Source organism: Tardiphaga sp. 37S4, assembly GCF_021044645.1.
Taxonomy (GTDB): domain Bacteria; phylum Pseudomonadota; class Alphaproteobacteria; order Rhizobiales; family Xanthobacteraceae; genus Tardiphaga; species Tardiphaga robiniae.
The window spans coordinates 2,812,218-2,833,139 of record NZ_CP088008.1 but is presented as its reverse complement, the minus strand read 5'-3'; the positions used below and the strand labels follow the sequence as shown (position 1 = coordinate 2,833,139).

Sequence of the window (20,922 nt, the reverse complement as noted above, 5' to 3'; positions counted from 1 at the left end):
CATGTCATTCTGATTACAGATGAATTTCGTGGGCCATTATAAAGGCGCACGCTGGTAAATGGAACTGTCCGGCAAAAAGGACAAGAACTTTCTTCAAATTTGGCGCGCACTGGCATTCAGTTTCACGCAAGGCGGCTGCGGCAAAATACCCACGCAACATGATGTTATCGGATGCCGTGATGTTGCCTCCCGCGCGGCGCAATCCCGCCTGACCGCATCGCCACATCTGATCGAACCCAGCAGCGTCTCGGCGCGACTGAACTGCAACGGTTAGGGATAAGAAGAACTCCTGTCCATCTCTTAACCGAGCGTTAAGTCGCCCATGGAATTGCTGGGCTATGTTGAGAAATATGCTGCAAACAGAAGAGCTTGAAATGTCATCCGCTGCCGCTGCCGACGTATTCGGTGCCATCGAAACGTCCTCCATCAACGATCATCGCGCTGCGGCGCAGGCCCTCGCCGTCGTGCGCGACGGCGTCATCACCGGCGAAGGCCCGACCACCCGTGGCCGTATCCATTTCTCCCGTGCGCTCGATGCCGATGACGCCGCCTGGTGCGAGCGCATCCTGGGTGCGTCGGCACTGGCCAGCCAGCCGGTCAGCCGCGACGAGGCCGAGGCACTGTTTGCGATCAACGAAGCGGCGGCCGAGCGCAGCGATGACGGACGTTTCGACGACCTGTTCGCGAAGGCTGTCGTGCATCACGCTGCGTCCGCGTCGGGCCTGCCGGTGCCGCCGCGTGCGGTGGCGCTGTCGCCCGATGTTGCCATCGAGACCTGGGCGCCGACCAAGGCCGTTGGCGTGAATATCGAAGTGCTCGAATGGATCGCGTCGCAGATGCGCGCCAAGCGCGTCAGCAATGCCGCCGTCATGACACTGGTCACGACCGTGGTCGGCGCCGCGACGCTGCAACTGCCGAACGTGTTCGACATCGGCATGTAAGCCGGTCGCAGATCGTCAAAATACGAAAACGGCGGAGCATGGCTCCGCCGTTTTTTGTTGGGGCTGTCGCTTACTTCGCGTCGAGTCCGACAGTCCGGCCCGGGAAGCCGGCGACATCGAAATATTTTTGTTCGCCGACCTTCTGCAGTTGCAGCACCGTGACCAGACCCTGATCGTCGGGCGCCGAACGCATCACATCGGTGGTTGCCGTCGGCGTCTCGCCAGTCACCGTCGCTTCACTCATCACGCGGCCGATCAGGCTGCCTTTGGACTCGCGCTTGAGACCGAGCAGATGCGCGGCAGTCATGCCGGTATCGGCATTGCTGACCGGCAGGGGATCGACGAAACCGGCTTTGAAGTCCGGGCCGATCGCCGCTATGAAGTTGTGGGTATCGCCGCGCCCGAACGAACCATGCATGCCCTGGCCCTGACGCAGCACGGTGTCGGCGACCTCGACCTGGCACGCCGCCGGCTCTTCGCAGCCCTCCGAATAGGAGCGGAATGAGACGACGATCGCGGGATGCGGCGTGACGGCTTTGCCGGACAGATTGATCGACGACAGTGGCAGCGCGCCGGGGAAGGAGCCAAGCGAGTCCTCAACGAAGATGCCGCTGATGTAATCCTGTTTCAGCAGCGCCTTTACGGTGCGGTCGGCGAGGTCCTTGTCGCCGGTCGGCAGATAGATCAGGTCAGAGCCGCCATTGGTGGCGATGATCAGCTCGGGCTTGTCCTTGTCCTTGCCGATATAGGCGTTGCCGGCCTTCGGATACGCATTGTCGGCAACGGCGGCGAATTTGTCGTTGGGATCGAACAGCGGCATCTCCAGCGACTTGGCGAGATCGATGGCCAGGAAGCCCAGCGGCAGGAAACCTTCCGGCGTATCCGCATATGTGCCCTTGATGGTCGCCGAGGTCTTGCTCTCCTTGGAGATCGTCGAGAAGCCGTGATCCGCCGAGATCATGATGTTGGTATTGGCGGCGAGGCCGAGATCGTCGAGCGTCTTGCGCAGCTGCGCAAGATTGTCGTCGGCATTCTTGATCGAGGCCAGCGAAGACGGGCCGTTGATGCCGGGCGTCACCTTGTTGAGGCTGTCGCCCTGATTGTGCTGCGTGCCGTCGGGATCGCGCGACCAGAAGATCAGCACGAACGGCTTGTTGCGTGCCTTGAACATCGGCAGCACCACTTTGCTGGCGACATCGGCCATATAGGCTTGCTGCTTGATATTGGCTTCCGTGGTGCCGGGCGTCTTGGCGTCGCCCGCCTTGCCATTGTCACCGCGACCCGGTGTTTCCACCGCGAGGCCAGCCTTGGCCAAGGCGTCCTTCATCTCGTCCGACAGGGGAATGCCGAGCAGCTTGCCTGATTTGTCGATGCCGCCGGTCTGGTCGTCGATGGTGATCGTCTCCTTGCCGGTGCGTTCGGTGTGATCGAACATCAGGGTCGGGCCGACCTTGCCGATCGCTGCGGTGGAATAGCCGGCCTTGCGCGCGGCCTTCAGCAGCGTTTCCTCATTGAGGTAATCGCCGTTGAATTGCTCGTCGAGATCGCCGAGCACCTGATCATGTTCGATGAAGGGGATCGGGCTGTTGTTCTGCACCGGGGTGGGGTGGCCGGTATAGATCGAGTTCGAGAATACGCCGGTATCGCCGAGATAATGGCCGGACGCCATGCCCGACGCATTGGCCATGGTGAAGGTCGGAAACAGCGAATGCGAGTTCCGGAAATTGACGCCCTTATCCCGCACTGCGGACATCGCGGGGGCCGTTTCCGGCGTCACTTTCAGCGCCCGAAGCCCATCAGGTACGAACAAAATGAGGTTGCGGGGAGGGCTGTTTTGGGCGAAAGCCGTTGTTGCGGATATAAGAGTAAGACTGAGGGAGAGGATGGTGGCGCAGCGCATGAAAAACCTCGCTTCGAAAGAACTCGGCCGATCCGGTCCAGACGTCTTCTCTAGTTTTTGTCCGCGACAGAATTGTTACGACTGCGGCGCCATGCCACATTGTACCGTCGACCCCATCTTTCCGATCCCGCCTCAAGGTTGCAAGTAAGACAGCTCATGTTCAAAAAAATTCTGATCGCCAATCGCGGCGAGATCGCCTGCCGGGTCATCAAGTCCGCCCGCAAGATGGGTATCAAGACCGTCGCCGTCTATTCCGAAGCCGATCGCGATGCGCTGCATGTCGAGATGGCCGACGAGGCCGTGTTCATCGGACCTCCGGCCGCGGCCGAGAGCTATCTCCTGATCGAGAAAATCGTCGAGGCCTGCAAGAAGACCGGCGCCGAAGCGGTGCATCCCGGCTACGGCTTCCTGTCCGAGCGCGAGGCTTTCCCACGCGCGCTGGAGGCCGCCGGTATCGTGTTCATCGGCCCCAATCCCGGCGCCATCGCCGCCATGGGCGACAAGATCGAGTCCAAGAAAGCTGCCGCAAAGGCCAACGTCTCCACCGTGCCGGGCTATCTCGGTGTTATCGAGGATGACAAGCATGCCGTGAAGATCGCCGACGAGATCGGCTATCCCGTGATGATCAAGGCGTCCGCTGGCGGCGGCGGCAAGGGCATGCGCATCGCGCATTCGACTTCGGAAGTGGTCGAGGGTTTCAACCTCGCCAAGGCCGAGGCGAAGTCGTCGTTCGGCGACGACCGTGTCTTCATCGAGAAGTTCATCGTCGATCCCCGCCACATTGAAATCCAGGTGCTCGGCGACAAGCACGGCAACGTGATCTATCTCGGCGAGCGCGAATGCTCGATCCAGCGCCGCAACCAGAAGGTCATCGAGGAGGCCCCGTCGCCGCTGCTCGACGAGACCACCCGCCGCAAGATGGGCGAGCAGGCCGTCGCGCTGGCCAAGGCCGTGAATTACGACTCTGCCGGCACCGTGGAATTCGTCGCCGGTCAGGACAAGAGCTTCTACTTCCTCGAAATGAATACCCGTCTGCAGGTCGAACATCCAGTGACTGAGCTCGTCACCGGCGTCGATCTCGTCGAGCAGATGATCCGTGTCGCTGCCGGCGAGAAGCTGCAGCTTGCGCAGAAGGACGTCACCCTGACCGGCTGGGCTGTGGAGTCCCGCGTCTATGCGGAAGACCCGTTCCGCAACTTTCTGCCGTCCATCGGCCGCCTTGTGAAGTATCGTCCGCCGGCCGAGAGCAAGTCCGACAACATCACCGTGCGCAACGACACCGGCGTGCAGGAGGGCGGCGAGATCTCGATCTATTACGATCCGATGATCGCCAAGCTTGTGACCCACGCCCCGTCGCGCGCCGCCGCCATCGAGGCGCAGTCTCATGCGCTCGACGCCTTCTATATCGACGGTATCCGCCACAATATTCCGTTCCTGTCGGCGCTGATGAGCCATCCGCGCTGGCGCGAGGGCAATCTCTCCACCGGCTTCATCGCCGAGGAATTCCCGAAGGGCTTCGCCGCCAGGGCGCCGGAGGGCGAAGTCGCCCGCCGTATCGCCGCGGTGGCCGCGGCCGTCGACTCGATCTACGGCGAACGCAAGCGGCAGATTTCCGGCCAGTTGATCGGCCGTCCGGTGACCCGTGCGGGTCGCCGCGCCGTGTGGCTGGAGCGCGAGGAGATCGCGCTCGACGTGGCCCGTGACGGCGATGTCGTGACGGTGGCCTTCGTCGGTGCTGACGGCAAGACGGGTGTGCCGCATAAGCTCTCGTCGTCCTGGAAGCCGGGCGTGCCGGTCTGGGAAGGCACCATCGACGGACACAACGTGGCCATGCAGGTGCGCCCTCAGACGTCGGGCATCCGCATCGCGCATCAGGGTTATGAAGTCGCGGTCAATGTCTTCACCGAGGCGGAGGCTACCGCTGCGCGCCTGATGCCGGTGGGCGTCAAGGCCGACACCGGCAAGAAACTGCTGTGCCCGATGCCGGGCCTCGTGGTCTCGATTGCCGTGACCGAAGGTCAGGACGTCAAGGCCGGCGAGACCCTCGCCGTTGTGGAGGCGATGAAGATGCAGAACGTGCTCCGCGCCGAACGCGACGGCACCGTCAAGAAAATCCATGCCGCTGCTGGCGCAACGCTGGCGGTGGATGCGCTCATTCTTGAATTCGCGTGACGACGTTCCGGCAACGCCGTTACGGCCTCCGGGCGCTTCTGTCCGGCGATCGCTGCATGCGTCCGGGATCGGTCTATGACGCGATCTCGGTGCGTATCGCCGAAGACCTCGGCTTCGAGGTCGGCATGTTCGGCGGCTCGGCGGCGTCGCTCGCCATTCTCGGCGATCCCGACATCGCGCTGATCACGCTGTCCGAACTCACCGAGCAGATGCGGCGGATGTCGCGCGCCGGCTCGCTGCCGGTGCTGGTCGATGCCGATCACGGCTATGGCAATGCGCTCAATGTCCGCCGTACGGTGGAAGAGCTGGAAGCCGCCGGCGCCGCCGGCCTGACCATCGAGGACACGCTGCTGCCCGCCGCCTTTGGCGAAGCGAAGGCGCAGCTGATCTCTCCGGAAGAGGGGCTCGGCAAGGTCAAGGCTGCACTGAATGCGCGACAGGATCCGGCGCTGGTGATTGTGGGGCGTACTGGTGCTGCATCGATCACCTCCGTGGATGACGCGATTGCGCGAGCCAAATCTTATGAAGCCGCCGGCGTCGATGCAGTGATGTTCACCGGCCTCAAGAGCCGCGCCGAGCTGCAGGCGGCGTCAGCCGCGACCACGCTGCCCATCGTGCTGGGCAGTCCCACCGATGACATGGATTGGGATTTCCTCAGCGCCCAGCGCGTCCGCCTCGCCATTCAGGGCCATGCGCCGATCTCCGCAGCGACCGCTGCCGTCCATGCGACTCTTAAAGCAGTACGCGAAGGTGCGGGGCCGAAGGAGCTGAAGAATCTTGCCTCAAGCGAGTTGATGGACAGCGTCACCCGTGGTGCCGTCGTGAAACAGCGCGGCATCGATTTCCTGGGACTCAAGAAATAGATGAGTGGCGTGATCCGTCACGTGATGATCCTCGGCCGCGTGCAGGGCGTTGGCTATCGCTACTGGGCCGGCCAACAAGCCTCGTTGCTCGGCCTTGAAGGCTGGGTGCGCAACCGCCGCGATGGCAGTGTGGAAGCGGTGTTTGCGGGGCCGGCCGATACTGTCACTGACATGATCGAGGCGTGTCACCGTGGTCCAACGGCCGCGCGCGTCGATAGCGTCGTGACAAGCGATGCCACGCCCGACATGCTTGCCCTACGCGTCAACGGCGAGGTGTTCTCGCAATTGCCGACGCTGTAATTCGGATTGCGTCGCTCAGACCGCCGCTTCTGCCGCGAACTGCTCGCTCTCGCCGAACACTTCCCCAAACGCATGCCGCAGTGCCACGTCCACATCCGTCATGGCTACCGGCAGGCCGAGATCGACTAGGCTGGTGACGCCGTAGCGCGGATCGACCACGCCGCAGGGCACGATGGCGTCGAAATGCGCGAGGTCCGGTTCCACATTGATGGCGATGCCATGGAACGAGACCCAGCGCCGCAGCCGCACGCCGATGGCGGCGATCTTGTCCTCATATCCTGCGCCCTTGTCGGGCCGGGCGACCCAGACGCCGACCCGGTCCTCGCGCCGTTCGCCCTTCACGTTGAAGGCGTCCAGCGTCCGGATGATCAGGTCTTCTAGCGCCGCCACATAGGCCCGAACGTCCGGCCGGCGCGCCTTCAGGTCGAGCAGCACATAGGCCACCCGCTGGCCGGGGCCGTGATAGGTCACCTGGCCGCCGCGGCCGGTCTCGAACACCGGATACCGGGCATCCAGCAGGTCGTCAGACTTGCCTGACGTGCCGGACGTATAGAGCGGGGGGTGTTCCAGCAGCCAGACCAGTTCCGGCGCGGTGCCGTCGGCAATGGCCGCCGCCCGGGCTTCCATCTCGGCCACGGCGTCCGGATAGGGAATCGGACCATCGGATACCCGCCATTCCACCGGCCGGCCGGGGAGGCCGCGAGAAAACACTGTTAAATCGAGGGTTTGGCGATCATTAACCATTGGCTAACCATAACATGTTGATCTCGCAGGCACCGCAATCTTGCATCTGTGCGATCCTGCATCTGGGAATTTGAGGCCGACGTGCCAACCCTCGATAAAATTACCGTCGATATCATGGTGGTCCTCGGCACCACGTCGATGCCCGTTCATCAGGTGATGCGGCTGAGCCGCGGCGCCATCATCGAACTGGATGCCACAGAGCAGGACGAGGTCAAAATTCTTGCCAATAACCTGCCCGTTGCGTCAGGCGTGGTGATGGTCGATCGCAACCGGATTGCGGTCGAGGTCAAGCAGATGCTGCCACGGTCGCCTGACCACAGATAGGTAGCCCGGAGAGGCCAAGAGGCCTTGTCTCCCCATCATTGGTTTGTTACATCGGCGCCGGTTGATCCGGCCGGGCGATTTGCCCTCGCCGGATTTCTTTAGCGCTCGTGGCGGAATTGGTAGACGCGCTGCCTTGAGGTGGCAGTCCGTAACAGGGTGGGGGTTCGAGTCCCTCCGAGCGCACCACACCTCACACACATCAAAAGACTGCTGCCATATCGGGTAAACGAGCCGGCTTTTCTCATCGTAGGATGATAAGCTGAGATTTGTATTGCGCCCTGACAACTCCGTCCGGGCGACGGCCAGGACCTCGCGCCGTCGGAGCAGGAGCCAACATTCGGTGGTGGTGTGACGTCGCTGTAACTACTAGCGATAGTTTATTAGGACGGAATCGTATAGGTTGGCGATTGGGAGTTTCGTAATCGGAAATCCTTAAAATCGCCGTTGTGGTGATTTGTTCTGCAAACACTTTGAACGTGTACTGTTGCAAGAAAGTGACAAGACTGGACGGATTCTTGCTTTAATCTAGGTTGTGGCTCTGAGGCAGGTCGAATGCAACTTCCGCACAAAATGATTCGAGACCGAGCCTATTTCATCGCTGGTCGCCCGGCCGCCAGTCGCAAATCTCATGATCCGAATATCGAAAGCGCGATCAGGGACGCCGAGTACTATCTCGATAGCCTTCCCGACAATTTCTATCGCCCGTTGATTTCAGGGGCGACGGCAGCGTCACAAGAACAAATATTGGTTCTGACGTGGCTCGTCCAAATGCATGATGAGATGAAAGCGGTCGAAGTGGCTTTTTTGGGAAATGGCATGTGCCGCGTGATGTGGCCGAGCGCCTCATTGACCCGAGAGGTTGAACGGCTATCGGTGAAAGACCTGCTTTCCTTGCATCTTGAAGAAATGGTCAGTCAGTATCGTACTGCTCGTGATCCGGATGAGTGGCTTGTGCAATGAAGGTTTGCTTGAGCTAGTCGCAAAAGGCTAGTTGCAGCCATAGGCCTTCCACAAGTCGCGAAGCGTGCCCTCTGGTAGCTTCCCGCTATTGTGCAGCTTGATGCTGCCCAAGCCGCTACACACACATACTGCCGCGGCACGGTCGGCCTTGTCCTTGCCAGCCTGATTCTTGGCTTTCTTGCGTGCTTCGACCTGTCGGTCCACGCAGCCATTGATCTCGGACACGAGTTGATCAAGGAGTTGGCCTGGGATGATGACAATCGATTTGATTGCGCTGTCGCTTCCCTTCATCGCCAGCACCTCTGCGTTGGTCCCGGATGCGTTTCCCTTAAATTTGTCCAGTGCCTGATCTGTGCTGAGGTTCTGGGTGGCCATCAGGTCTTTCACTGAACGCCCGATGCTGAGCAGCGATGCAAGTATTGAAAGTCCCGAAGCTGCAATGGGCAATTCCAGCATTTCCGTCCTCCAAAAGATTGTCGCTTAAAAGTGTACCTCTCCATCCAATATCAACCAGAAGGAGAGGGCAAGTGCGGCTGTCGATCTTGAGGGAGGGGTGATGCGCAAATGCCGTCGCGAGCTCTCAGCCTGACATCGCCAGCACCAGCGCACAGATAGCCGCGACAGCGCCGATCACGAATGTCGCGCCATAGCCGAACACGCCTGCCGCATATCCAACTGCCGGTGCCGTCAGACCGATCGCGAGATCGAAGAAGGCGATGAAATTCGCCACGGCGCGGCCGCGTTGTTCGATGGGCACGCGGCGCGTGGCCTCGACGCCCATCGACGGGAAGATCAGCGAGAAGCCGATGCCGGTGACCAGCGCGCCGAGCAGTGCGAGCATCGGACTCGTGGATAGCCAGATCAGCGCCTGGCCCAGTGCCTCGATGGCCAGCGATGTCATCGCGACGCGCGCGCCGCCGAACCGGTCGGGCAGGTGGCTGCCGACCAGGCGCACGAAGATGAAGCCGGTCGAGAAGGCGGCGAGCGCGATGCCGGCGCCGGACCAGCCGCGTTCGACATAGGTCAGTGCCAGAAAGCCGGTGATCCCCGCGAAGGGAATGGTGGCCAGAAACAGGACCGTGCCGGAACGCCAGATCAGTCCGATCACCTTGTAGAACGGCGTGCGTTCGGTATTGCCCGACACAGGCACGTCAGGGATGGCGTAGGCGATCCCCAGCGCGATCAGTGGCGAGATGGCCGCAAGCGCGCCGACGCCGGCAAAGCCGATCGAAGCGTAGACAGCGAGCCCGATCGGTGCGCCCAATCCAATAGCCGAATACATGGCAATGCCTTGCCAGGACATCACGAGACCGGTGCGGTGCGGGCCGAGCCGTCCGATGCACCAGCTCATGGCGCCGGTGATGAACAGGCTTTCGCCAAAGCCGAGCGCGACGCGGCCGATCAGCGGCAGCGTGAGCTTGCCTTCGGCCGGCAGCGGCAGGGTGGCAGCAAGCAGATAGAACAGGCCGGCCAGCGCTGAGAGCGGCAGGCCGAGCCGGATCGCGTAGCGCGCGCCGTGATGATCGCTCAGCGTGCCGGCGCGGTGGCGGGTGAGCACGGTCACTACCGACTGGATGCCGATGGCGAAGCCGATCACGCCGGCCGAAAAACCGAGCTGGTCATGGATGTAGAGCGAGATCGGCGGCAGCGGCAGGCCGACCGAGAGGAAGCCGAAAAAGACGATCAGCACCTGCTTGATCAGGCTCTTGCGGTCGTCACGGCTGAGAGGCGCAGGTCTGGACGCAGCTTTGAATTTTGGAGGAGCGTTCTGGTTCATGTCGACGTGCTTTCGAGGCGGCCAGCCACGTTGGGGCTGTCCGGAGCTGAGCACGTTGAGTGACGTTAACGCTTACGGCTGGGAGATACCCTGCAAGCGGCTGGTTACGGCGAAGCAGGTTCCTCTGTCAAGGTTGTATAGCGCGGGAAGCGCTGCCGCACGGTCGCGCTTATGGCACGGTGCCCGAACATGACGACGTGATCTTGCTACCGAAGCCGCCGCAGACATCATCGCGCCGGGCCGAGCGTGCCAGTCGCTCCTCGGCCGGCCGTACCGCGCTGATTGACACGCGCCGTTGTTTGACAAAAGTCCGTTGGCGCGTTGCGGGTAAATCTCCAGATGCGTTGCAGTTGTCATCATCCTTTAGTGCTCAGGTAACGACTTGCCAGTAGCAACGCCGCCGTCCGGCAGCTAGACATGGCCGGTAGCGTCGATCTTCCGGAGCGGACATGAAATATCTGAGCTATGCCTATCGTTTCATCTCCAACTTTGCCTTTCTGGCGCTGGTCTATTTCAGCCTGAACTTCGTCGGCGCCTATCAGCAGCGCGCCATCGTGGCGGCGCTGGTGCTGGCCTATGCCGGCATGCGGGCGATCTCGGCGATGCGCTCCTTCGTCTTCTTCAAGGCGATCGAGAAGCTCGAACTCGAAGCACGCCGGCTTGGTGGATTGGCCGGTGAAGGCCCTTCTGCCGTGTCGTCGCGCAAGGCTGTCGTGAAGGACGTGGTCGAGCAGCGCCAGGCCGGCGAGATGAAGTCCTATATCGACCTGCTGTTCCTCGGCATCATCGTGGTGCTGTGCATCGCCAAGATCGTCAGTTGATCCCGGCGCGCTCAGCGCGGGGCGGCAACTGCCGTCGGATGCAGGCCCGGCGGAATGGCGCCGGGGATGGTGCGTTTGGCAGCGCTGGCATCGATCGAGATCAGTTTCGCAATCGCGTCTGAATCGCTGCCGCGGGCAGGCGCCGTCTGTTGTGCGTGATGTGGTAGCTGCACGAGTGCCTTGATCGGCTTGCCGTGACGTTCGGCGAGCTCGAACAGGGTCTTTGCCGGCACCGGTAATGTGGCTGTGTCGGTCATCGTCTGCAGCGGTGCTTCACGTGGCCATGGTGCCTGTTCGGGCTGCGGCACGGCATTGCGCGGCCGACGCATGCGATCGAAATTCTCGGTCAGTGACAGCATCTGGTCGGATGCCGAGATCGCCGGCGCGGGCAGCATGTCGTCATGGGCAAAGGCGAATGTCGGCACCTTGTGCCAGCGCGTGACGGCCACGGTCTCCGACACCGGATGCAACTGCCACTGCTGCGGCTCCGTGGGCGTCTTGGGCTTGTCGGGCGTCGCCGCCTCGACATGGACGATGCGATAGCCGCCGGCCTTGAGGTCGCGCAGGATGCCGGGCAGGGCGGCGACGGTGCGCGGCTGGATATCGTGCAGCAACAGGATGCCCTTGCCCTTGGCGGCGATGCGCGAGATCGCGAGGTCATGGACTTTCTGCGACGACACATGGCGCCAGTCGTCGGCGGGGAAATCGGCGCTCCAGGTCTGGATGCCGCGCGAGGCAAGATAGTCCTCGACGACGCTGGCGCGCAGCAGGCCGGGAATCCGGAAGAATGGCGACAGCAGCGCGGGATCGCCGAGCGCCGCGGTGGTGTTGGCGATGCCGTCCTCGATTTCCTGCTGCGCCTTCTCGATCGGCATGCGGTTCATGCTGAGCGGATGGTTCTGGCTGTGGGTGCCGACGGTGTGGCCGAGCGCGATCAGCTTGCGCACGCCTTCGGGATGTTCCTTCGCCATCCGGCCGATGATGAAGAACGTCGCCTTCACGCATTCGGAGGCCAGGATATCGAGGATCGCGTTCGAGTGTTTCGGGATCGGACCGTCGTCGAAGGTCAGCACGACCTCCTTGTCCTGGAGCGGCAGCGTCTCGGCATATTGCATGGTGCCGATCTTGGGGTGCTCGCGGGGATCGACCACGATGGTGCGCGAGGTGCCGAGCGCGCCGGGATTGCCCGGGCACGCCTCGGCCGACAGAGCGCTGGTGGTGGAGGCTGCGGCGGCGGTGAACAGGGTCAGGCCGGTGAGCAGGCTCAGGCGTAGAAGGCGTCGTGCCCGGTCAGTCGTCGCCTTGTTCATTGGTCGATCCGTCACTCGCTTTGATGTCGGCTGTGAAGTTACCGGGGCGGCTGTGAACGCAATGTTAATCATGTCGGCCCGCCGACGGTATTTTCCGCATCCTGATGATCGCGCGTTCTACTGGGAACTGGAGCGGGCGGAGGACCCTGCGACCGGCGGCACGATATGCACGACCCGGTAGCGGTTCTCCCGGAGATAGCGCAGGAAATCGGGCAGCATCGCGGCCGTCTGCGCCTTGGTGTCGTGAAACAGGATGATTCCCCGCCCGGCGGCCTTGAGCCGGCCGGTAATCAGCTCCAGTTGCTGCTGCGGGGTCATGGGATTCCAGTCGCTGGCCCAGAAATCCGCGCCGAACACCGCGATCCGGCGGGATTGCAGCATGCCCAGCAGGGCCGGTGTCGACTCGAAATAGGGGAAGCGAAAGAACGGCGTGGTCGGCACGGTGGTGGCCTTGCCATTCAGCGCCATTTCGTCGGCGCTGATGCCGCGGTCGATCTGTTCGACGGCCGCCGCATTGCTGATCTTCTTGAGGTCGGCATGGGCGAGGGTGTGATGGCCGATAGTGTGGCCCTCGGCGGCCATGCGCTTCACCAGCGCCGCATTGGCCTTCGCGCTGTTGCCGATCAGGAAAAAGGTCGCGCGAACACATTCGCGCGACAGCGCCGTGAGAATTTTCGTCGTGGTCGGCGCGTTCGGGCCATCGTCGAAGGTCAGCACGACCTCGCGATCTTCCAGCGGCAGCGTGTCCGGAAAACTCTGCGTTCCGACCCGCGGAGTGGTCTTGGGATCCACGGTGAGAATGCGTGCGGTACCGAGCGTGTCCTTGCGCGGGCAGTCTTCGGCATGGGCGACAACGGTCGATGCAATCAAGGCAAGAATGGCGGCCTTCAACACGATCACGACACTTTCCCGGCCGCTGATTTCGCGCACCGCATTTTTCCGATTGCATCAGGCATTGCGCATTGGGTAATGCCTGATGCGAGCTTCCGTTCACAGATGGATTAGCGCATTTCCGACAGGATAGCGCTAGCTCCGTCACCCCCCAAACAAGCAGGCGAGGTGCGGCATGGCCGATGACGTCGATCTCGCCCAATCGGTCGCTCCCGAGGAATTGTCGGCGCTCGACAGGATGCCGATGCGCAACGATGACGGCGACATTCGCCCCGAATTTGTCGAGGCGATCTCGCACGCGGTTCAGGTTGCCGATACCGCATTTCTCAAGGAGATCGTCGGCGAGCTCCACGAGGCCGATCTCGGTGACCTGATCGAAGCCCTCGATGCCGACGAGCGTGCGCCACTGATCGAGCTGACCGGCGCCGATTTCGACTTCTCGGCGCTCAACGAGGTCGACGACACCGTCCGCGAGGAACTGCTCGAGGAACTGGAGCCGGAAACTGTCGCCGAGGGTGTACGCGAACTCGATTCCGACGATGCCGTCGAACTGCTCGAAGGCGTCGACGAGGAGGTCCAGGACGAGATTCTCGAGAAGCTGCCGCTGTCCGAGCGCGTGGCGCTGGAGCGGAGCCTCACTTACCCGGAAAACTCCGCCGGCCGGCGGATGCAGACCGAATTCATTGCGGTCCCGCCGGACTGGAATGTCGGTCAGGTCATCGACTATATGCGCGAAACGCCGGACCTGCCGGATCGGTTCTACGAGATCTATTCCGTCGGCGCCGATCAGCGCTGGCAGGGCGCAGTGTCGCTGGACGCACTGCTGCGCGCGCGCCGTCCGGTGCTGCTGGCTGATCTGATCGATGAGGACCGCCGCCGCGTCTCGGTGTTGGACGATCAGGAGGAAGTGGCGCGGATGTTCGGCAAGTACAATCTTGTCGCGGCGCCTGTGGTCGATACCGATGACCGGCTGGTCGGCGTCATCACCATCGACGACGTCGTCGACGTCATCGAGGAGGAGGCCGACGAGGACCTCAAGGCGCTCGGCGGCGTCACGTCGGACGAAGAACTGTCGGACAATTTCTGGACCATCGCCAAGGGCCGCTTTACCTGGCTGCTGATCAATCTCGCCACCGCCTTCATCGCGTCGTCGGTGCTGGGCCTGTTCGAGGACCAGTTGCAGCAGATGGTGGCGCTGGCGGTGCTGGCACCCATTGTCGCCAGCCAGGGCGGCAATGCCGCAACCCAGACCATGACGGTTGCGGTGCGCGCATTGGCGACGCGGCAGCTCAACCCCAACAACGCCATGCGCATCGTGATCCGCGAAGGCCTTGTCGGCCTGATCAACGGACTGGCCTTTGCCGTGATCACCGGCATCGCAGCCTATGCCTGGTTCAAGACGCCCGGTCTCGGCATCGTCATCGGCCTTGCAATGATCTGCAATCTGATCGCCGGCGCACTCGGCGGCATCCTGATCCCGATGGTGCTCGAACGCGTCAAGGCCGATCCGGCCGTGGCTTCCGGTACATTCGTGACCACCGTGACCGACGTGGTCGGCTTCTTCGCGTTCCTGGGGATCGCGACGCTGTGGTTCGGGCTGAAGTAGGGATCATTCGCGACGTTTCAGCCGTCTTGATCCATCTTATGCTCAATTGCCCTTTGCGACTGCCGTGCCATCGGGCTGTGCAAGCCCGATGTCCAGATAAGCCTCTATCTGCTTCACGAGCTGTGCCCTCTTGAATGGGATACCCCTCATGCTCACAAAGCGGTGCACTCGGGGTGATTTTCCTGTAAGCGCTCGCTTGACACGTTCTCCGTGGCCGACGTGACGAATGAACATAACAGGAGGAATACATGCCGGCTCTGCCGCTCTCGGGCATCAAGGTTATCGATATGACGCGGGTGCTTGCCGGCCCGATCGCGGGTCAGATGCTTGGCGATTTCGGCGCCGAAGTCATCAAGATCGAACGCCCTGGAACCGGCGACGATTCCCGCGCATTCGGCCCTCCCTATCTGAACGACCCGGACGGCAGCAGGCGAGACAACTCCTTCTATCTTTGCGCCAATCGCAACAAGAAATCGGTCACGGTCAATGTGGCCAAGCCTGAAGGCCAGGAGATCATTCGCGAGCTCGTCAAGACGGCCGACGTGTTGCTGGAGAACTACAAGGTCGGTGACCTCAAGCGTTATGGCCTCGACTACGACGCGATCAAAGCCATCAACCCGCGCATCGTTTACTGCTCGGTGACGGGCTTCGGACAAACCGGTCCCTACGCCACACGCGCCGGCTATGATGCGATCCTGCAGGCGATGGGTGGTCTCATGAGCGTGACGGGCCATCTCGATGGCGAGCCGGGCGAGGGCCCCATGAAGGTCGGTCCCTCGATCGTGGACTATATGACCGGCTTGAATGCCACCATCGGCGTGATGTCGGCGCTCTATCATCGCGATGCCGGCGGCGGCGAGGGACAGCAAATCGATGCTTGTCTGTTCGATACGGTGATCGCCTCCCTTTCACATTGGCTCCAACCCTATCTCATCAGCGGAAAAGTCCCGCCGCGGCGCGGAACCTGGGGCAATGGCGGCATGCCTGCCGGTGTCTTCCGTTGCACCGATGGCGAGTTGATGCTCGTGAATGGCAATGACGGCCAGTTCCAGCGGACATGCGAAGTGCTCGGAGAGCCGGACCTGGCCAAGGATCCGCGCTTCCTGAAGAACAACGACCGTGTCGTTCATGGGAAGGAGATCATGGCCATCTTCGCCGGTCTTTTCCTGAAGCAGCCCGTCGCCTACTGGCTGGAGCGTCTGGAGGCGGTCGGCGTACCGTCCGGCCCGATCAACGACTTCGATCAGGTTTTCGCGGACCCTCATGTGAAGTCCCGCGGTATGCGCGTGAGCTCAAACCATCCCTTCGAGCCGGCGCTTTCGCTCGTACGAAATCCGCTGATGTTTTCGGGCACGCCGATCACCGAATATCGCGCGCCGCCGTTGCTCGGCGCCGACACGGACGACATCCTGTCCACCATCGGCTACGACGGCGAACGGATCAGTGCGCTTCGGAAGGCGGGCATGGTCTAGGCCGGTCAGGGCAGGCGATCGATCGCGTCACGCCTGTCTTCGCTCTCATCTCCGACCGACCGCGAGTCGGTTGGGGCGGCCAAGCCACATCTTAGCTAAACGCCGTCGGACAACTAACTGCGCTCGGTCTTGGGCAATACTGAATGGCCGCTTATGCGCGCAAAGCGGACTTGAGCGGTATTCGCAACTAGTAGTCACGCCTTTATCTACTAAGGAACGAGTCTCCTTCGGCCAAGCGACGAATTGAGCTGGTTCGTCAAATGTTGACTGAAAGAGATGTCCGACGGCGTAAATCCGTTGGGGCCCGTCGGTCCGAAGGTCAGAAGCAGCTCGTGCGTCCGCGTTCGGTTGACATTTAGTATCGGCGTTCCGCCGCCCGAAAGCGGAATGAGCTTGAATTGTGGACTGACGCCGCCGCTTGAGACCACGACGAATTTCAGATCATAGCTGTATACGTCCACTTTTTCTGGCTTCTTATCGCCGCGCGGCTTCGACGAATATAGCAGATCCGCCGCCTTCACATGATCGCGCAAAAATCGCTCGATTCCCAGGTCGGACTTCACAAACAGGGAGCTGACATTCTGTTCAATCGGCCAATCTTCCACGTCGCACATTTTCTTGTTCTTGCCGGGGCCAGCGATATTGGCGACGCCCCAATAAGAATAGGTCGTGTCCGTGCGCGTCGCCGTCGATGATAGTTCGCCCGAAAGACCGATGCCCCAGTTGCGGCCGATCGAAACGCCGGATTCCATGCCGTCCGTTAGCGTGCGGTTGTAAGTGAGATTAGGGGTGACAGCCGAGCTTTCCGCGATGGTGAGCGTCATCTGCAGTTGCACGCCATAGTCCGGAGGTATCGCCGCTCCGAAGCTTGTGGGAGTCTTATTGACTTCGCGAATAGCTCTGATGGTCTCGCAGAAAATGTTTCGCTTGATGTTGAACACCATGTTAGTGCCGATGTCGTGCGCTTCCCACGCCTCGGTAAGCCTCGGTGATGTGAAGCCGCAAGCGCCAAGCGGGAGCGTCAAGACAAGCGCCATCGCGGCCGCCCTGAAGGACAGACTGGACATTTGTTCGGTGCCTTATTCGGGCAGCTCGACGCCGGAATCGGGCTTGAGCTGCTTCAATAATTCGTTGGCTTCGCCACGCGGCAGCGCCTTGATGGTTACTTCAAAGCCAGGATCGGCTTTCTTGACGACAAGATGGCCCTGGCCGCCGGCAGACTTCGCGAGTTCGGGTAAAAGTTCGCTAGGTACGTCGCCGAGCACGAAATCAAAATTGTCGCCGGACCTCATAATGCGGATCGCGTCGATCTTGGGATAGCACAGGCTTCCCCACAGTCGTTCATCGGGTAAACAGGGCGGCGGATGCGGAGGCAACGTTCGTCTCCTCAAAAATTTCCCTTTGCAATCGATGCAATCAGGCCACGAGCCACTTTGCTTTTGCAAGCGGATCCACTGGCTCGTTTAATAAAATCTATGGATGTATCTAAATTACAACACAACGATTGCGGGCAACGGTAAATCGCTGCGCTCGTTGAGCCGGGCGGCAAGTGCCGCTCCGGCAAACGATATAGAACGCCGCCGATGTGCCCAGGTCAGAACTGCTTCGAGCCAAGCCCCTTTCGAAATGCGGTCGAGCTTTGTGATGATGCGCCAGATACGTACGGATACTCTTCCAAGCGTATCCAAAGCGAGAGATCACGACTTCTGCTCATCGCGCAAAGTGGCCTCGCTCGCCGAGACATGTTTCACGCGATTTCAGCGAGAGCGCCAACAAATCCGTGCTGCTGCCAGCCATAAAGAGCACTGAAGATGGTGGCCGCTCCAAGTGCAGATATTGTCCATACAACTTGAATTGCGATCTTCAGAGCCTTCACATCGGCGCTCCCATTCCACACTCAAATGAACCAATGCTGGGCCTTCGATGACCAAAGTTGCATGTGTCCCATATTTTGATGCGCCGAACGGAGATATCAAATGAAGCTCAAACTTTCCGTCGCGCTGCTCGCCGCAAGCCTCTCGCTCTCGTCGATAGCTTTCGCCCAAGGCACCGCGCCCGCCGACGTTGCAGTGATCGATGCTTGCCTGAAGACCGCAGGGGAAACCGGCGGTTTGGGCGGCGCGTGCGTCGGGCTCGTCGCCGACCCCTGCATCAAAAAGGCGGAGGGCGTGAATGACGACGTCGCCAAATGGAAAGCCTGCGCGTCGCGCGAACTCGCCATTTGGACGCAGAAAACCAATGAGGCGCTAAAGAAGGTTGAGGCCGGCGGGTTCGCCGATGTGATCAACGCGGTCAAGGACTCGCAGAAAACCTTCGCCGCGTCGCGTGATCGCTTCTGCGCGGTCTTCGACAAAGTCGAGCCCGGCATGTACCGGGGCGACGCGAACTACTGCCGCCTGCGCGAGACCGCGAACCGCGCGCTGAGCCTGATCAAGCTCGGCGCTGCGGTCAACGAGCACTGAGACCTCTTAGTCCCACTCTCAATTGTCTCTCGCATCGGCGTATCGTCGATGTGGGGACAGAGCGCGAGAGCTTTCCGCTGTTTTTGCAAACGACGTGACAGCCCTTCGAACAAAACCTGAAGTACCTCTTTCGTCACGATTTTATATGGTTCGACCATCCTTGTTAAACGAGAGAAGCTATTGCAGATGCGCTCAATTTCTAATGTAAGCCAATACGGAGTTGATGGTCGAAAGTCGCTCTTCTTGCTCCTGCTTTTATTTGCGATCCCCTCGGATGACTGCTCCGCGCAGACACCGCCGCCCCCAATCAACCAACGTGCATTCGAGCGCGTGCCGCCGACAGTCGTAACGAGGTTGGCGACCCGCTTTTCGCTAGGCTCATTTGCGGGCCGCTTCGAGGAGACGCGGCTCGACGCGGTTCGCGAAGCCCTGGGCGAAGGGACCATCCAACACCGAGGCGACGCTGGAGATAGTATCTATTGGCTGTGTTATCGGCGCGCGCAGCATCGATTGTGGGTCGTGTCCGGCGGGGAGATAGGCGGCCCGGATCATCTCGTCACGGAAATCGTTGAAGAGCTCACCGAGAAAGACGCCGGGGCTTCGACCGATTGCGGCATTATCCCGGAAAAATTCTCGCCCGTCATCTTCGACGGCAAGCTGCATTTAGGTATGTCGCGTCAGGAGGTAATCACGGCGTTGGGACCGCCGTCGAAGTCGGAAGCTGCTCAGATCGTGTATTCGCACGAGGGAAAGCTCGCAGACGGTTTCGATGAGACCGCTTGGCTCATTCTCCGATTTCGTGAAAACAAGCTTGTGTCCATGCGCGGCGGCAAGACCACAACGAATTGAAGTGGCTGCGAGCAGCGTCCGCGCTTTGCGACGGATGGGAGCGAGCCATGCCCGCTCCCGCACGACCTGCATCACATACCCGAGCCGAATGCCTATCGATGCCCGGATGGCGGCTCATGGTTCAAAGCGGCCTCGCTCGCCGAAGCATGTTTCACGCGGTTTCAGCAACAAGGGTGCCCGGCCATCCCGCATCTCTTGGGGCCGACGATCGCCAACACCGGGATCGCCGGCTCACTTGTCTTCACGGCTCCTTAACGGTAATCGACGACCATCACGCGCAATGAGGTCGAACATGCGCTTGCGGTTGAAGGCTGACGGACGGATCGTCGAATTGCGGGACGGGCACGAGGTGCCGCTGGTTCCCGAGTTGCCTGTCGTGCCGGAGCCGGTCGCGGTGCGACCCGGCGAAGCCGAAGTGCGCGATCTGCGCCGCCGTGCGCAGCTGACCCAGATGGAATTTGCCGCGCGTCTTGGCGTTCCCGTCGAGACGATCCGCAATTGGGAGCAGGGCAAGCGCATGCCGCGCGGTCCGGCCCGTGCCTTGCTGGCGGTGATCGCACATGCACCGGACACGGTGTTTGCGGCGCTCGCGCCGGTTGCCGCGGACGCCTGAACGATCACTGTGGATCATCGCCTGCGCTGACGCGCCGGCGATGTCCTGGAAAGCTTGTCGGCGTTCGTATCGTTCCTCCGTCAGAGGAGAAGATGATGCAGTTCGTGGAAGCAAACGGCGCCCGCATCCCGGCCATTGGCCTCGGGACATGGGAATTGCGTGGCCGCATTTGTGCACGTGTCGTCGAGCAGGCGATCCGGCTTGGCTATCGCCACATCGACACCGCACAGATCTATGAAAACGAGCGCGATGTCGGCGAGGGCATCCACGCGGCGCACATTCGCCGTGACGAGATGTTCGTCACCACCAAGGTCTGGACCACGCATTTCGCGCCTCACAATCTCGAACGCTCGGTGAAGGAGAGCCTGACGCGGCTGCGGATGACCGAGGTCGATCTGCTGTTGCTGCACTGGCCGAACCCGCAGGTGCCGCTGGAGGAAACGCTCGGCGCACTGGCGCATGCCAAGCAGATGGGCCTGACCAGACATATCGGCCTGTCGAATTTCACCGTGGCGCTGATCGAACAGGCGGTCGCTGTGTGCCCCGAGCCGCTGGTCTGCGATCAGGTCGAATACCATCCCTATCTCGACCAGGTGAAGGTGCAGGGCGCCTGCCGGCAGAATGGTCTGGCCATGGTCGCCTACAGCCCCATCGCCCAGGGCAATGTTCGCGGCGATGAAACGCTTGCCGAGATCGGCAAGGCACATGGCAAGAGTGCAGCACAGGTTTGCCTGCGCTGGCTGGTCCAGCAGGGCGCGGTGGCGATCCCGCGCACCTCCAAGGTCGAGCGTCTGTCGGAGAATATCGATGTGTTCGATTTCATGCTGTCCGAAAACGAGATGTCCCGGATTTCGCATCTGGCGCATCCGAAGGGGCGGCTGACCGACTACGGCTTCGCGCCGAAATGGGATTGATCC

The 20,922-nt window shown here is 61.4% G+C and carries 22 protein-coding genes and 1 tRNA gene; 15 read left to right on the top strand and 8 right to left on the bottom strand.

All coding sequences use genetic code 11. From position 1 onward, the window contains the following. Positions 1-58 precede the first annotated feature (58 nt). Both LPB73_RS13845 and LPB73_RS13840 read left to right on the top strand, forming a co-directional pair. Positions 59-274 (top strand): hypothetical protein, encoded by a 216-nt coding sequence (locus LPB73_RS13845; protein WP_231080894.1) that lies wholly within the window; start codon positions 59-61, stop codon positions 272-274. Between the two features lie 100 nt (positions 275-374). Further along, on the top strand, positions 375-941 hold the full coding sequence (locus LPB73_RS13840) for a hypothetical protein (RefSeq protein ID WP_089267327.1): 567 nt from the start codon (positions 375-377) through the stop codon (positions 939-941). Between the two features lie 70 nt (positions 942-1,011). Here LPB73_RS13840 and LPB73_RS13835 read toward each other — a convergent pair whose 3' ends face one another. Then, a complete protein-coding gene (locus LPB73_RS13835; protein ID WP_231080893.1) occupies positions 1,012-2,841 on the bottom strand; it encodes an alkaline phosphatase family protein in 1,830 nt (609 codons plus the stop codon). A gap of 156 nt (positions 2,842-2,997) precedes the next feature. Between LPB73_RS13835 and LPB73_RS13830 the strand changes: the two genes are divergently transcribed. Genes LPB73_RS13830 through LPB73_RS13820 form a run of 3 tightly spaced genes read left to right on the top strand, consistent with a single transcriptional unit; the run spans position 2,998 to position 6,176 of the window. After that, positions 2,998-5,013 carry an acetyl-CoA carboxylase biotin carboxylase subunit gene (locus tag LPB73_RS13830; protein ID WP_231080892.1) on the top strand — a complete coding sequence of 672 codons (2,016 nt, stop codon included), beginning with the start codon at positions 2,998-3,000 and terminating at the stop codon, positions 5,011-5,013. Beyond that, positions 5,010-5,876 (top strand): isocitrate lyase/PEP mutase family protein, encoded by an 867-nt coding sequence (locus tag LPB73_RS13825; RefSeq protein ID WP_256461305.1) that lies wholly within the window; start codon positions 5,010-5,012, stop codon positions 5,874-5,876. Before LPB73_RS13830 ends, LPB73_RS13825 begins: the two co-directional genes overlap by 4 nt. Next, a complete protein-coding gene (locus LPB73_RS13820; protein ID WP_231080890.1) occupies positions 5,877-6,176 on the top strand; it encodes an acylphosphatase in 300 nt (99 codons plus the stop codon). Between the two features lie 15 nt (positions 6,177-6,191). Here the strand turns inward: LPB73_RS13820 and lipB are convergent, their stop codons facing one another. After that, positions 6,192-6,920, bottom strand: a complete 729-nt coding sequence (lipB, locus tag LPB73_RS13815) for a lipoyl(octanoyl) transferase LipB (protein ID WP_175367326.1) — start codon at positions 6,918-6,920, stop codon at positions 6,192-6,194. A gap of 81 nt (positions 6,921-7,001) precedes the next feature. Here lipB and LPB73_RS13810 point away from each other — a divergent pair, with 81 nt between their 5' ends. The 3 genes from LPB73_RS13810 to LPB73_RS13800 all read left to right on the top strand — a co-directional run bounded on the left by LPB73_RS13810 (position 7,002) and on the right by LPB73_RS13800 (position 8,204). After that, positions 7,002-7,244: a FliM/FliN family flagellar motor switch protein gene (locus LPB73_RS13810; protein ID WP_068730739.1), complete on the top strand. Its 243-nt coding sequence runs from the start codon at positions 7,002-7,004 to the stop codon at positions 7,242-7,244. Positions 7,245-7,345: 101 nt separating this feature from the next. After that, positions 7,346-7,430: transfer RNA gene (locus tag LPB73_RS13805), tRNA-Leu, on the top strand. Positions 7,431-7,796: 366 nt separating this feature from the next. Next, positions 7,797-8,204 carry a hypothetical protein gene (locus LPB73_RS13800; protein WP_139285848.1) on the top strand — a complete coding sequence of 136 codons (408 nt, stop codon included), beginning with the start codon at positions 7,797-7,799 and terminating at the stop codon, positions 8,202-8,204. Positions 8,205-8,231: 27 nt separating this feature from the next. Here LPB73_RS13800 and LPB73_RS13795 read toward each other — a convergent pair whose 3' ends face one another. Both LPB73_RS13795 and LPB73_RS13790 read right to left on the bottom strand, forming a co-directional pair. Continuing rightward, positions 8,232-8,660, bottom strand: a complete 429-nt coding sequence (locus tag LPB73_RS13795; RefSeq protein ID WP_184515913.1) for a hypothetical protein — start codon at positions 8,658-8,660, stop codon at positions 8,232-8,234. Between the two features lie 124 nt (positions 8,661-8,784). Then, entirely contained in the window at positions 8,785-9,981 is a 1,197-nt protein-coding gene (locus LPB73_RS13790; protein WP_231080889.1) for an MFS transporter, read from the bottom strand. A gap of 449 nt (positions 9,982-10,430) precedes the next feature. On the opposite strand from LPB73_RS13790, the gene LPB73_RS13785 reads away from it, so the two are divergent. Next, the gene (locus LPB73_RS13785; protein WP_184515917.1) at positions 10,431-10,802 is read left to right on the top strand and encodes a hypothetical protein; all 372 of its coding nucleotides are present in this window, start codon (positions 10,431-10,433) and stop codon (positions 10,800-10,802) included. Positions 10,803-10,813: 11 nt separating this feature from the next. On the opposite strand, the gene LPB73_RS13780 is transcribed toward LPB73_RS13785, so the two are convergent. Then, positions 10,814-12,112, bottom strand: coding sequence for a polysaccharide deacetylase family protein (locus LPB73_RS13780; RefSeq protein ID WP_231080888.1), 1,299 nt, complete (start codon positions 12,110-12,112; stop codon positions 10,814-10,816). A 117-nt stretch (positions 12,113-12,229) separates the two neighbouring features. Continuing rightward, the gene (locus LPB73_RS13775; RefSeq protein WP_231080887.1) at positions 12,230-13,042 is read right to left on the bottom strand and encodes a polysaccharide deacetylase family protein; all 813 of its coding nucleotides are present in this window, start codon (positions 13,040-13,042) and stop codon (positions 12,230-12,232) included. A 136-nt stretch (positions 13,043-13,178) separates the two neighbouring features. On the opposite strand from LPB73_RS13775, the gene mgtE reads away from it, so the two are divergent. Then, positions 13,179-14,609, top strand: coding sequence for a magnesium transporter (gene mgtE / locus LPB73_RS13770; RefSeq protein ID WP_231080886.1), 1,431 nt, complete (start codon positions 13,179-13,181; stop codon positions 14,607-14,609). A 248-nt stretch (positions 14,610-14,857) separates the two neighbouring features. Beyond that, on the top strand, positions 14,858-16,081 hold the full coding sequence (locus tag LPB73_RS13765) for a CaiB/BaiF CoA transferase family protein (protein ID WP_231080885.1): 1,224 nt from the start codon (positions 14,858-14,860) through the stop codon (positions 16,079-16,081). Between the two features lie 209 nt (positions 16,082-16,290). Here LPB73_RS13765 and LPB73_RS13760 read toward each other — a convergent pair whose 3' ends face one another. After that, positions 16,291-17,148 (bottom strand): hypothetical protein, encoded by an 858-nt coding sequence (locus tag LPB73_RS13760; RefSeq protein WP_231080884.1) that lies wholly within the window; start codon positions 17,146-17,148, stop codon positions 16,291-16,293. 12 nt (positions 17,149-17,160) lie between these two features. After that, positions 17,161-17,457, bottom strand: a complete 297-nt coding sequence (locus LPB73_RS13755) for a hypothetical protein (protein ID WP_231080883.1) — start codon at positions 17,455-17,457, stop codon at positions 17,161-17,163. Between the two features lie 600 nt (positions 17,458-18,057). On the opposite strand from LPB73_RS13755, the gene LPB73_RS13750 reads away from it, so the two are divergent. The 4 genes from LPB73_RS13750 (at position 18,058) to LPB73_RS13735 (ending at position 20,919) form a co-directional block, all read left to right on the top strand. Further along, complete coding sequence (locus LPB73_RS13750) at positions 18,058-18,543, top strand: lysozyme inhibitor LprI family protein (RefSeq protein ID WP_231080882.1); 486 nt, start codon at positions 18,058-18,060, stop codon at positions 18,541-18,543. A gap of 186 nt (positions 18,544-18,729) precedes the next feature. Then, positions 18,730-19,392: a hypothetical protein gene (locus tag LPB73_RS13745; protein WP_231080881.1), complete on the top strand. Its 663-nt coding sequence runs from the start codon at positions 18,730-18,732 to the stop codon at positions 19,390-19,392. Positions 19,393-19,684: 292 nt separating this feature from the next. Beyond that, the gene (locus LPB73_RS13740) at positions 19,685-20,005 is read left to right on the top strand and encodes a helix-turn-helix domain-containing protein (protein WP_231080880.1); all 321 of its coding nucleotides are present in this window, start codon (positions 19,685-19,687) and stop codon (positions 20,003-20,005) included. 95 nt (positions 20,006-20,100) lie between these two features. Then, the gene (locus LPB73_RS13735) at positions 20,101-20,919 is read left to right on the top strand and encodes an aldo/keto reductase (protein ID WP_231080879.1); all 819 of its coding nucleotides are present in this window, start codon (positions 20,101-20,103) and stop codon (positions 20,917-20,919) included. The last annotated feature ends 3 nt before the right edge of the window (positions 20,920-20,922 follow it).